This window comes from Bradyrhizobium sp. LLZ17 (assembly GCF_041200145.1).
Taxonomy (GTDB): Bacteria; Pseudomonadota; Alphaproteobacteria; order Rhizobiales; family Xanthobacteraceae; genus Bradyrhizobium.
Window position 1 is genome coordinate 932,574 of the sequence record NZ_CP165734.1, and the last position, 11,452, is coordinate 944,025.

The 11,452-nt window shown below is 65.4% G+C and carries 10 protein-coding genes; 4 read left to right on the forward strand and 6 right to left on the reverse strand.

The genetic code is table 11. The features are described from left to right. The first annotated feature begins 37 nt into the window (after nt 1-37). Entirely contained in the window at nt 38-505 is a 468-nt protein-coding gene (locus AB8Z38_RS04705; RefSeq protein WP_369726743.1) for a MarR family winged helix-turn-helix transcriptional regulator, read from the forward strand. On the opposite strand, the gene AB8Z38_RS04710 is transcribed toward AB8Z38_RS04705, so the two are convergent. The 3 genes from AB8Z38_RS04710 to AB8Z38_RS04720 all read right to left on the reverse strand — a co-directional run bounded on the left by AB8Z38_RS04710 (nt 483) and on the right by AB8Z38_RS04720 (nt 4,617). Continuing rightward, nucleotides 483-1,730 (reverse strand): O-antigen ligase family protein, encoded by a 1,248-nt coding sequence (locus AB8Z38_RS04710; RefSeq protein ID WP_369723335.1) that lies wholly within the window; start codon nt 1,728-1,730, stop codon nt 483-485. The two genes, AB8Z38_RS04705 and AB8Z38_RS04710, sit on opposite strands and share 23 nt — an antisense overlap. Before the next feature lie 88 nt (nt 1,731-1,818). Beyond that, on the reverse strand, nt 1,819-3,366 hold the full coding sequence (locus AB8Z38_RS04715) for an undecaprenyl-phosphate glucose phosphotransferase (protein WP_369723336.1): 1,548 nt from the start codon (nt 3,364-3,366) through the stop codon (nt 1,819-1,821). Nucleotides 3,367-3,483: 117 nt separating this feature from the next. Then, a complete protein-coding gene (locus AB8Z38_RS04720) occupies nt 3,484-4,617 on the reverse strand; it encodes a glycosyltransferase family 4 protein (protein WP_369723337.1) in 1,134 nt (377 codons plus the stop codon). A 200-nt stretch (nt 4,618-4,817) separates the two neighbouring features. On the opposite strand from AB8Z38_RS04720, the gene AB8Z38_RS04725 reads away from it, so the two are divergent. Further along, complete coding sequence (locus AB8Z38_RS04725; RefSeq protein ID WP_369723338.1) at nt 4,818-7,052, forward strand: GumC family protein; 2,235 nt, start codon at nt 4,818-4,820, stop codon at nt 7,050-7,052. Nucleotides 7,053-7,235: 183 nt separating this feature from the next. On the opposite strand, the gene AB8Z38_RS04730 is transcribed toward AB8Z38_RS04725, so the two are convergent. Then, nucleotides 7,236-8,417 carry a GNAT family N-acetyltransferase gene (locus AB8Z38_RS04730; protein WP_369723339.1) on the reverse strand — a complete coding sequence of 394 codons (1,182 nt, stop codon included), beginning with the start codon at nt 8,415-8,417 and terminating at the stop codon, nt 7,236-7,238. A 129-nt stretch (nt 8,418-8,546) separates the two neighbouring features. On the opposite strand from AB8Z38_RS04730, the gene AB8Z38_RS04735 reads away from it, so the two are divergent. Next, nucleotides 8,547-9,590 carry a polysaccharide deacetylase family protein gene (locus tag AB8Z38_RS04735; protein ID WP_369723340.1) on the forward strand — a complete coding sequence of 348 codons (1,044 nt, stop codon included), beginning with the start codon at nt 8,547-8,549 and terminating at the stop codon, nt 9,588-9,590. On the opposite strand, the gene AB8Z38_RS04740 is transcribed toward AB8Z38_RS04735, so the two are convergent. Then, nucleotides 9,580-9,801 carry a DUF2842 domain-containing protein gene (locus AB8Z38_RS04740; protein WP_369723341.1) on the reverse strand — a complete coding sequence of 74 codons (222 nt, stop codon included), beginning with the start codon at nt 9,799-9,801 and terminating at the stop codon, nt 9,580-9,582. The genes AB8Z38_RS04735 and AB8Z38_RS04740 overlap by 11 nt on opposite strands. 139 nt (nt 9,802-9,940) lie before the next feature. Here AB8Z38_RS04740 and AB8Z38_RS04745 point away from each other — a divergent pair, with 139 nt between their 5' ends. After that, nucleotides 9,941-11,017, forward strand: coding sequence for a COX15/CtaA family protein (locus tag AB8Z38_RS04745; protein WP_369723342.1), 1,077 nt, complete (start codon nt 9,941-9,943; stop codon nt 11,015-11,017). Nucleotides 11,018-11,030: 13 nt separating this feature from the next. On the opposite strand, the gene AB8Z38_RS04750 is transcribed toward AB8Z38_RS04745, so the two are convergent. Next, nucleotides 11,031-11,372 (reverse strand): hypothetical protein, encoded by a 342-nt coding sequence (locus AB8Z38_RS04750; RefSeq protein ID WP_369726744.1) that lies wholly within the window; start codon nt 11,370-11,372, stop codon nt 11,031-11,033. Nucleotides 11,373-11,452 lie beyond the last annotated feature (80 nt).

Below are 11,452 nucleotides of genomic sequence, written 5' to 3' on the forward strand. Positions count from 1 at the left end.
GGCGCGCGCGTTGTTGTTGGAAGAGCTCGAGGAGGCGATGCGGCGGTCGTCCGCGCAAGGCGTGCTCTATGGCCAGGCCGTTGCGGACGTTGCCGGAATTGCCAATTCCGACCTCGAATGCATGGACATCCTCTACCTGGAAGGCCGCGTCACCGCGGGCCGGCTCGCCGAAGTCACGGGGCTGACGACCGGCGCCATCACCGGCGTGGTCGACCGGCTCGAGAAGGCCGGTTTGGTGCGCCGCGAGCGCGACGAGACCGATCGCCGCAAGGTCTTCATCGCCGTGGTGCCGGAGACGGCCATGAAGATCGGCCGGCTCTACGTGCCGATGCAGCAGGCGATGGAGAAGGTGTTCAATGCCTATTCCGACGACGAGCTGCGGCTACTGCTGCGCTTCGCCAACGAGGGCTACAAGGGCGTGGTTGCGGCGACAGCGGCGCTGAAGGGCCTGCTCGATACGCCTCCGGATAAGCGCCCCGATCTCAAGCTGAAGAAGCGTCGTTAGTCTTGTAGGCCTGTGCGGCCGCGATCATGCCCCACATCGCGCCCAGCATCATCCAGAAGTGCCGCCAGTGGTCGGTGTCGATCACGAAGCTTTCGCCGACGGTGCCGACGAAGGCCGAGAACACCGCGAGATAAGCGCGCTGCCACGGCACCCGCACGAAGATGTGGCGGAAGCCCATCATCACCGTGGTGAAGACCAGCGCGGGATAGCACACGCCCGACAGCCAGCCGCCGGACATGAAGGCGTTGAGGTAGGAATTGTGCGTGTCCTCGGGGAAGAAGCGGTGAAATTGTAGCGGGCCGATGCCGAACGGCAGGTCGAGCGCCATCTCGGCACCGAGGATGTGCCGGCCGAACCGGCCGAAGCGGCCTTCGTCATAACTCTGGTCGAAGCTCGCGCGCTGCTTGAACATCTCGGCGATGCTGTCGAATGACAGCAGCACCGCGATCAGCGCCAGGCCCAGCACCACGGCAACGATCGCCATGATGATGATGCGCGAGCGCTGCGCGTTGGTGCGGCTGGTCAGCACCATCAGCGCCAGCATGAAGGCCGAGGTCAGGACCAGTCCGCCCCAGGCGGCGCGGGAGAAGGCGAGCAGGATCGCCAGCGACATGACGCTGAACGCAATGAGATTGCGGAATGCCTTGCCCACCTTGTCCGAGACCACACTCTGGAGCGAGAACAACGCCGGCAGGATCAGGAAGGCGCCAAGCACGTTCGGATCCTTGAACGTGCCGCGGGCGCGCTCGTACAGGGTCAGAAGGTCGTGGCCGCCGGGAACGAGGTTGAAATAGCCCGCGACCGCCGAGAGCGCGGCGACCATTGCGCCGATCACGAGGCCGCGGCGCAGCATGTCGAGCCGGGCTGTCGTGTCCTCGGACATGACCATGGCGAAGAACACCACGGTCACCGCCATGTACCAGGAGGTCGCGATCCAGCTCGCGACCTCGGACTGATCGAGCAGCGGGATCGCGCTGATGGTGTAGCCGACATTGAGCAGCACCAATGCCAGCAGCAGCGGCATCAGCACGAGCTTGAGCCGCAGGCCGGTGGCGAAGAAGGTGACGGTGGCGAGCAGCGTCACGATCTCGTAGGGGCTCGGCTCGATGAAGACGATCGCGCCGGACGCGCCGACCAGCCACACCAGCGCGCGCTGCAGGGCCAGCACGCCGGGCGCAGCGCGAACCGCTACACTCATGTCCCCGGTCGTTGCCGCATACGCCATTACACGCTCACACGTTTACGCAAACTGGTACACACACACGCTCGCTGTCATCGCCCGGTCGAGCCGGCGCATGACAGAGAAACTCAACTCAATACGCGTTCTCGTTCTTGGTCAGCAGAGCGATCGGCGTTTTCAAGAGAATGACCAGGTCGAACAGCACTGACCAGTTCTCGATGTAGTAGAGGTCGAACTCGACGCGCTTCTGGATCTTCTCCTCGTTGTCGATCTCGCCGCGCCAGCCATTGACCTGGGCCCAGCCGGTGATGCCGGGCTTGACACGGTGGCGGGCGAAGTAGCCGTCGACGGCCTCGTCGAACAGCCGGCTCTGCAGCTTGCCCTGCACCGCGTGCGGCCGCGGGCCGACCAGGGAGAGATTGCCGGAGAAGATAACGTTGAACAGCTGCGGCAGCTCGTCCAGGCTGGTCTTGCGAATGAAGCGGCCGACGCGGGTGACGCGCGGATCGTTCCTGGTCACGACCTTCGAGGCCGTCGGGTCGGCCTGGTGATGATACATCGAGCGGAACTTGTAGACGTCGATGCGCTCGTTGTTGAAGCCGAAGCGCTTCTGGCGGAACAGCACGGGGCCGGGACTGTCGAGCTTCACCGCCACTGCGACCAGCGCCATCACGGGGAGCGCGGCCAGCAATGCGAGGCCGCCGACGATACGGTCGAACAGCCATTTCATCACCAGATCCCAGTCGGTGATCGGCGCCTCGAACACGTCGAGCGTCGGCACCGTGCCGAGATAGGAATAGGAGCGGGGACGGAAGCGCAGCTTGTTGGTGTGCGCGGACAGCCGGATGTCGACCGGCAGCACCCAGAGCTTCTTCAGCATCTCGAGGATGCGCGTCTCCGCCGAGATCGGCAGCGCGAACAGCACGAGATCGACCCGGGTGCGGCGGGCGAACTCGACGATGTCGTCGACCTTGCCGAGCTTGGGCGCGCCGGCGCAGGTGTCGAGCGCACGGCTGTCGTTGCGATCGTCGAACACGCCGAGCACGTGGATGTCGGAATCCTCCTGCGCCTTGAGCGCCTCCACCAGCTGCTCGCCATTGTGGTCGGAGCCGACGATGATGGTGCGGCGATCGAGCCGGCCCTGACGCGCCCAGTTGCGCACCAGCGCGCGCAGCACGAGGCGCTCGCCGACCAGCCCGGCCAGTCCAAGAAAGAAGAAGGAGGCGAGCCACAGCCGCGACACCTCGCCGCCGAGCTTGGCGAAGAAGGACGCGCCAATGAACAGCAGGAAGACGAAGGCCCAGGACGAGATCATCCGCGTCATCTGCCGCAGCTGTCCGCGGAACAGCTGCACTTGGTAGATGTCGGCGGCCTGGAAGCAGACGACCGCGGCAGTGGCCACGGCGAAGATCGCCGCGAGATAATCCCAGCGGAATCCGGCGAGCGGTATGATATAGCCGGCATAGACCACGATGCCGATGAAGCTCAGCAGCAGGAAATCGGCAGCGCGCGCGATGCCGGTGATCACGATCGGCGAATAGGCGCGGGCGACCTTCTGATTGACGATTTCGAGCGCAGCCGGCGTCAGCCGGCGGCGGCGTTCGACGAAAGCTGTTTCAGCCGGGTTGGCCGCGGCGCTGGTCGCGGCATCGAGCATCGAGCGTGCGTTGAGCGGTTCCACGGGCGTCCCGTCCATTCCAACAGCCCCGGGCCACGGCTTGGCGTCCCGGGTGAGCATCCCCCGGGCTCATCGCTATCCGACAAATCGGAAGATTCTCTAAAGCGGTCTTAAGAATGGTTAATGATTTGCAAATGCGGCGCGGTACCCCGCGAGCACGCCGTCGACCATTGCCTGCTGGGAGAACTGCGCCGATATCCGCTCGCGAAGCGTCGCCGCTCGTCGTGCGGTCGCTTGCGGGTCTCCAAGCGCGGTCGCGATGGCTTCGGCCATCGCATCGGGATTGCTGGCGGCGAACAGGGCTGGGCTCTCCGCGCCAAAGATTTCGGGGATGCCGCCGACGCGCGCCGCGATCATGGGGATTCCGGCCGCGCCCGCCTCGATCACGACATAGGGCATGGAATCGCCGCGCGATGGCACGACCAGGAGCCGCCCCTTGGAAAAACCGTAGCGCGCCTTGACGTGGCCGATGAAGCGGATCGATCCGGTCAGGCCGAGCTTCTCGACCTGTGCCTTGAGTGCGGCCGTCTCTTCGCCGTCGCCGCCGAGCGTCAGCGTGACCTTCTTGCCGCCGGCATGCAGCCGCGCCACCGCATCGACCAGCAGGTCGGCGCCCTTGATGTGCCTGAACTCGCCGACATAGGCGAGGTCGGTGGCGTCCTCCGCGACGACGACGGGCTCGAACTCTTCCGGTGTCACGCCGTTGAAGACGCAATGCACCACGCCCTTGGGCGTACCGACGATGCGCTGGTAAGTGTCGCGGGCAAAGGCGCTCTCGAACAGGAACAGATCGGTCGCATGCATCAGCGCCCGCTCGAGCCGCGCGTAAAACTCGCCTTTGAAAGTGTTGAGCGGGTAGTGCAGCGAGCCACCGTGCGGGGTGTAGATGCGAATGGTCTTGTCCGAACGCCGCCGCATGCGCACGAAAGCGCCGGCCTTGGCGCCGTGGCCGTGCGTTACGTCGGGCTTGAGTTGCGCGATCAGGCGCCGCATCCGAAGCCACACCAGAAAATCCGCCGGCGAAGGCTCGCGGTGGATCGCCAGCCGATGCACGCCGAGCTTCAGCCGCGGCGCGAGCTCGGCCAACGCCTTGTCGGCGCGCTCGCCGCCGGTGAGACTGTCGGCGAGAATGCCGACATGATGACCGCGATCGACCTGCCCGTTGGCGAGATCGAGGATGTGCCGGATAATGCCGCCGACGGGTGCGCGCACGGCGTGAAGGATACGAAGCGGCTGGTCGGGAGAGGGGGGCATGATCAAACCAGCGCTCGACGGCGAATGCCGAACAAGTTCTCGGATATCGAGACGGATTAAGGGCCTTCATGGTTAACAAACGGTGACGAGCGCGCGCGTGGCGGTTGTGACACGCCACGATTAACCCAGCGGCAACCTTAATCGAGTGTAATCGCCCCGCTTGAGGTGGTTTGGTGGCGTTGCCCCCACGGGAGTGTTCGATGCGTTTAGCGTTCTGGCGTGCCGGCAAGGACAGGGCGGTAATCGAGCGGGTTGTGTCGAAGCCCAAAGCCGAAGCCAGGCCCGAGGCAAAGCCCAAGATTGAAGCCAGGCCCGCGCCCGTTGCCGCGAAGCCGGCGCCAGCCGAATCCGGTGACATCGATCTGCACGCGCTCGGAGGCGCGCTGGGTCGCAAGCGCAGCTGGATCATCGTGCCGACGGTACTGGTGCTGGTGGCCTCCGTCGCTGTCGTCAACCTGGTGACACCCCGCTTCAAGTCGGAATCACGCATCCTGATCGACGGCCGCGAGAACGTATTCCTGCGGCCGAGCAGCGACCGCAGCACCGAGGAGCGGCAGGCGCTCGACCCCGAGGCCGTGACGAGCCAGGTCCAGCTGGTGCTGTCGCGCGATCTCGCGCGCGAGATCATCAGGAAGAACAAGCTTGCGGAGCGGCCGGAGTTCGATCCGGTGCTGGGAGGCGTGTCCCCGCTGAAGTCGCTTGCGGCGCTGGTCGGCATCGGCCGCGATCCGTTCTCGATGACGCCGGAAGAGCGCGTGCTCGACGCTTATTACGATCGCCTCCAGGCCTATGCCGTCGACAAGTCGCGCGTGATCGTGGTCGAATTCCAGTCGGCCGATCCGGAGCTTGCCGCGCGCGTCGCCAATTCGATTGCCGACGGCTATCTCGTTCTGCAGCAGAATGCGCGGCAGGACCAGGCGCGCAGCGCCAGCCAGTGGCTTTCGGGTGAGATCGAGAATCTGCGCAAGAAGGTCTCCGATGCCGAGGCAAAGGTCGAGGATTTCCGCTCGAAGTCGAGCCTGTTCATCGGCACCAACAACACCACGCTGTCGAACCAGCAGATGGGCGAGTTGAACACCCAGCTCAACAATGCGCGCGCGCTGAAGTCGGACGCGGAATCCAAGGCACGCCTGATCCGCGAGATGCTCCAGAGCGGCAAGCCGATCGAGGCCTCGGAGGTGGTGAACTCCGAACTGATGCGGCGGCTGTCGGAGCAGCGGGTGACGCTGCGGGCGCAGCTCGCCGAGCAATCATCCACGCTGCTCGGCAATCACCCGCGGATCAAGGAGCTCAAGGCGCAGCTCGGCGACCTCGACAATCAAATTCGCGACGAGGCGGCCAAGATCTCGCGCTCGCTCGAAAACGACGCGCGGATCGCCAGCGGCCGGGTCGACGGCCTGACCGCGAGCCTCGAACAGCTCAAGAAGCAGGCGACCTCGACCAACGGCCAGGACGTGCAGCTCCGCGCGCTCGATCGCGAAGCCAAGGCCCAGCGCGACCTGCTCGAGACCTATCTCGCCAAGTACCGCGAAGCCAACGCCCGCGAGACCATCGATACCGCGCCGACGGAAGGCCGCATCATTTCCCGCGGCATCGTCTCCAACACACCGGCCTATCCCAAGAAGCTGCCGATCGTGCTGATCGCGACACTGGCCACGCTGCTGCTTTCCTCCGGCCTCGTCGTCACCGGCGAACTCCTGCGCCAGACCGCCCCGCGCGCCGTAGCCGCGCTGATTCCGGCAGCGGCTCGTCGTGAACCCGCCGTGGATTCCGTGGTGGCGGACTCCGTGCCGCTTCAACCGGAGATGACAGCCGATGCCGATGTCGGCGATTTCGCGGAGATCGGGCGGCTGGCCGAGAAGCTGCGAGCCGCCGGTGCTGCGGCGAAGAAGGTCACGGTGCTCGGCACCGCATCGGGCGATGCCATCACGCTGTCGGCGCTGACGCTCGCCCGTCATCTGGCGCGCGACGCGCGTGTGGTCGTGGTCGATCTCGCCGGATCTTCGCCGATGATTGCCGCGGTGTCGGCCGATCCGATGGCTCCCGGCCTTGCCGAACTGATGCAGGGCGAGGCTTCGTTTGCGCAAGTCATCACCAAGGACAGGCTCTCGCGGCTGCAATTGGTCGTCGCCGGCCGTCCTGGCTTCGACCGCAGCCTGCTTCAGTCGCCACGGGTGACGCTCGCGATCGACGCGCTGCTTCGCGCCTACGACCATGTGCTGATCGATGCCGGCAGTGCCTCCGATTTGCCGGCCGAGCTGCTGACCGCGAATGCCCGCGCGGTCGTGGTGCCCGATAGCGCGATGGAGCCGGATGCGCGCGCGCTGATGTGCGAGCAGCTGAGAGCGGTAGGTTTCAGCGAGGTGACGATGCTCAGCAAGCCGGTGCAGCCATCCAATCCCGGCGAGCCCGCCCGGCGCGTGGTGGCGGCGTAGTTCTTACCTTCCCCTGCGGGAGAGGGGGCTCGCCGCGATAGCGACGGGTCAGGCATCTATCTCCGCGAGTTCGGGATCGTAGGGTGGGCAAAGGCGCACTTGCGCCGTGCCCACCATCTTTCAACGATCGCGGTTGACAGGGTGGGCACGCTCCGCTTTGCCCACCCTACGACAGTTCGGCGCTTACCCGAACGCCTGCCGCAGCCGCCGGGCCAGATCGAACAGCATCTGGTTCTGCTTCACCAGCCGCTTGCCGCGGTTGAGCGAGGACATTGCCATGGCTGCGAGCTTGCCGCGCGAGGTCAGCGGGACGAAGCTGTCGAAGATGTCTTCGTCATCCTTGCAGAACATCCGCTTGTAGCCGTCAGAGCCGATGCCGAGGTCGAGCGAGCGGTAGCCCCGCTCGCCGTAGCGGTCGATGATGTTGCGCATCAGGATCAGGCCGGGACTGTAGCGGGCCTGCTCCGACAGCGTGTAGGTGTTGAACATCATCGAGAAGCGCTGGCCGTCGGCGACCCCGGCGAAGATCGCGATCACCTCGTCGTCGCATTCGAGCGCGTGGATGTCGATGATGCGGCCTTCGCCGCGCGGTGACAGGCATGCGCTGCGGATGAACGGCTCGACGCCAGGATCGGCGAACACGTTGGGTAGCTTGTGTTCAGCCATCCGCGCCGGCTTGACCCGAAAGAACCAGTCGAGCAGGCGGGTGATCTCTGCGTCGGTGGTGGCGAGGTGATAGCGGTAGCCGCCGAGTGCCTGGAGCTTCTTCTCCTTGCTCTTCAGACGGCGGCGGAACGAATTGCTGATCCGCGATGCCGGCGGGCCGCCGGGCTGCATCACCAACAAGGGGCAGCCGTTGATCGAACTCTGCCGCGGTAGAAGCGCAAACGGATTTTGCCGGTCGTGCCATTGCTTCGGCTGCTGCATCAGTGCGAGGACGTCGACGTGCTCGCGCAGCGGCGCCATCAGCGCGTCGAGATCGGCGAGCACCGCCTGCGCGGCGAACTCGGCGTTCCACAGCCCCATGTTGAAGGTCGTGTGCTTGCCGCCCATGAAGCAGGCGGTGCGCACGCCGTGGCTTTGGCGCAGCGAGAGTGGCAGCAGCGCGAGTGGCTTTTGCTCGGCATCACGGGCAATCACGATGAACGGGCGGGCGCCCTCGATCTCGCCAACCAGCCGCTGCCAGGGGCTCAACAGATCGAAGCGCTGATACGGCGTGAAGAAATGACCGGGCTCTTCGAAGGCGCGCCAGACCGGCTCGGCGCGGCCGAGATCGGCGACGATGTCGACATGCGCGATGCGGCTCGCTTTCGACCGCGCTGGCGCTCCTGCCGTCCGGCCTTGCATCGCCGCAGCCATGGTCATTCACGAAACCTGTCGGGAAAGCAAAAAATGCGTATTTCGGCCTGTGGCCGACCTTTGCAAAGAAATGTCAACAAAGGGTAATGACAATGAGCGCGGAGACCGGCCGCCGGCGAACCCGAAGGTGGGATATTGGCATCCGACGACAGATGGCTGGAGCGGTTGCGGCTTGAACTGGCCTGGTTCACCGGCCAGCCGCTGCTGCGCAGCCGCGGCGAGGGCGCCATCCTTCGCTTCCAGCGCGTGCGGCCACGGCGGCGCGGCGGGTTTCAGCCGCTGCGCAACAACGAGATCTCGCCGCAATTCCTCGACCGCGCCATTCGCGCGCTGAAGCGCTGGAAGTATGATTTCGTCGGCATGGACGAGGTTTGCCGGCGCGCGGTCACGCTGCCGGAGAAACGGCGCTTCGTGGCGCTCACCTTCGATGGCGCGGCCAAGGACGTCATCAGCTTTGCCTATCCCGTATTGGCCCGCCACGCCGTTCCCTTCACCATCTACGTTCCCACCGCCTTTCCCGATGGCGTCGGAGAGGCGTGGTGGCTCGGGCTCGAGCACGTGATTGCGCGCGAGGACCGCGTCAGCCTGTTGATGGGCGACAGGGAGCAGCGCTTCACCGTGACCGGCAATGCCGAGAAGCAGGCGCTGTTTTCGTTTCTCGAGGGCTGGTTGCACTCGTTGCCGCCGGCGGAACTGTCGGCCGCGATTGCCGACCTCTGCACGCGTTACCGGATCGATCTCGCCGCACTCTCGCGCGAGGCGTCGATGAATTGGGAGGATCTGGCGAAGCTCGCCGCCGACCCGCTGGTCACGATCGGCAGCGCGACCGTGAACTATTTCGTCCTGGCCAACATGAAGGATACGGCCGCGCTGCGCGAGATCACGATGGGCAAGGCGGTGGCGGAAGCGGCGTTCGGCCGCGAGATCCGGCATCTGGCGTTTCCGTTCGGCGATCGTGCCTCGTTCCGGCGCAACCACGTCGTGATGGCGGAGGAGGCGGGCTTTGCCAGCGCTGTGTCGACGATCCCAGGCATCGTGGATGCGGAGGGGCGAACCAATCTGCGCGCGCTGCCGCGGATTTCCTGGGACGGCCGGGTGCGCTCGCTGCGCATGATGCGCGTGCTGATGTCCGGAGTTGCGTTTTCGCCGGTGAAACCGACCGGCGGCGCTACGAGCTAGATTTGACGCGGTCGGGCCGCTGCATCCAGCTCACGATCGGCATCGCGGGCAACACCCAGCCCATGCCGACCACCACGTAGTAGATCGCCTGCCGCCAACCGGACTCGGCAATCCACGGCACCTGCGCCAGCGCCATGCCGAGCAGGGCCCAGACGGTGGCGAGCACCAGCAGCAGGATGGTGCCAAGGAACTTCCGGGTGCGGCTGGACATGATGGACTGTTGTGGCTTTGCGTAACTTGCGCTGCGGGAGCGGGGGACTATAAGGGGCACGCTATCCGGTTCAAGTCTCAACGGTTCAAGTCTCTTGGATTCGAGTTCCTTAGATTCACGTTCTGGTTTCGACCCCGAAATGACGACGATCTCCACCCCGTCTGAGCCGCATCGCGCCGTGCGCTGGTGGCTGATCTCGGTAGCCGCTTTGATCGCGCTGATGGTGCTGGTCGGTGGCGCAACGCGGCTGACGGAATCCGGGCTCTCGATCGTCGAATGGAAACCGGTCACCGGCAGCTTGCCGCCGCTCTCGGCGGCGCAATGGACCGACGCCTTCGAGGCCTACAAGAAGATCCCGCAATATCGCGAGCTCAACGCCGGCATGAGCCTGTCCGAGTTCAAGGAGATCTTCTGGTGGGAATGGAGCCACCGGCTGCTCGGCCGTTTCATCGGCGTCGCCTATCTGCTGCCGTTCCTGTTCTTCCTGTGGCGCGGCGGATTGTCCGGTGAGTTGAAGCGGCGTCTGTGGTTCCTGTTCGCGCTCGGCGGCCTCCAGGGCGCGGTCGGCTGGTGGATGGTGGCATCTGGCCTCTCCGAGCGCGTCGAGGTCTCGCAATACCGGTTGGCGACGCATCTGGTGCTTGCGCTCTTGATCTTCGCCGGGATCGTCTGGACAGTGCGCCGGCTTGCCGAACGGCCACCGATCGCAGCGCCTGCGCGGTTGCGGTTGACGAGCGCGCTGCTGCTCGTGATGACTTTTCTGCAGATCTATTTTGGCGCGCTGGTCGCGGGCCTGCGCGCCGGGCGCGCGTACAACACCTGGCCGGCGATCGACGGCGCGTTCATTCCGTCGGCCGACCGGCTGTGGTTCGAGACGCCGTGGTGGCGCAACATGTTCGACAACGTGCTGACGGTGCAGTTCGAGCACCGCATGACCGCCTACGCGCTGTTCGTGCTTGCGGCCTTGCATGCGTTCGATGCGGTGCGATCGCGTGCGGCGGCGGGCGGCGCGTTGTGGCTGTTCGCGGCGGTGAGCCTGCAAGCGGTGCTCGGCATTCTCACGCTGCTCAACCAGGTGCCGATCGGGCTTGCGCTTTCGCACCAGGCCGTGGCGATCGTGGTGCTGACGCTTGCGGTGATGCAGGCGGAACGGCTTGTGTCGCGGCAGGCTGCCGAAGCGCAATCGCGCGCGGTCGCGGTTGGTCAGGCCGGCTGATCAGACCCAGCCGTCAGCAATAGCCGTAGACGCCGCAGGCGTAGGGCAGCCGCCAGAAATAGTCGACCTGCTTCCCGCCGTAATACGAGCCCTGATAGTCGTAGTCCCAGGGCCGGCCGTAATAGCCCGGCAGCGTGTGAGAGCCCGGCAGCAGCGGCGTGCCCGGCAGATTGCGGATGTAGCTGCCGATGCCATAGGCCGGAGAGATCAGCGCGTCCGGATCGGTCTCGACATAGACTTTGGGCGGTTCTGGCGTAGCGCCGGCGCGCCGCTTCGGTGTCGCAGGCAAATCCGCCGCGAGCGCGCCTGAAACCGTCAGCATCGCCGCAAGGGCGGGCATCATCCAGCGCAGCAGCATCGTCGGCTCCAGATCAAAGGGGCGATCCCAAGCACGATGTATGTGGCCGCTATGGTTAACGACTATTAACCGGCGAT

Bases quoted from the DNA above. Each gene is read 5' to 3' on its own strand.
- AB8Z38_RS04705 (WP_369726743.1), top strand. From the start codon at position 38: ATGCGGCGGTCGTCCGCGCAAGGCGTGCTCTATGGCCAGGCCGTTGCG.
- AB8Z38_RS04710 (WP_369723335.1), bottom strand. From the start codon at position 1,730: ATGGCGTATGCGGCAACGACCGGGGACATGAGTGTAGCGGTTCGCGCT.
- AB8Z38_RS04720 (WP_369723337.1), bottom strand. From the start codon at position 4,617: ATGCCCCCCTCTCCCGACCAGCCGCTTCGTATCCTTCACGCCGTGCGC.
- AB8Z38_RS04725 (WP_369723338.1), top strand. From the start codon at position 4,818: ATGCGTTTAGCGTTCTGGCGTGCCGGCAAGGACAGGGCGGTAATCGAG.
- AB8Z38_RS04730 (WP_369723339.1), bottom strand. From the start codon at position 8,417: ATGACCATGGCTGCGGCGATGCAAGGCCGGACGGCAGGAGCGCCAGCG.
- AB8Z38_RS04740 (WP_369723341.1), bottom strand. From the start codon at position 9,801: ATGTCCAGCCGCACCCGGAAGTTCCTTGGCACCATCCTGCTGCTGGTG.
- AB8Z38_RS04745 (WP_369723342.1), top strand. From the start codon at position 9,941: ATGACGACGATCTCCACCCCGTCTGAGCCGCATCGCGCCGTGCGCTGG.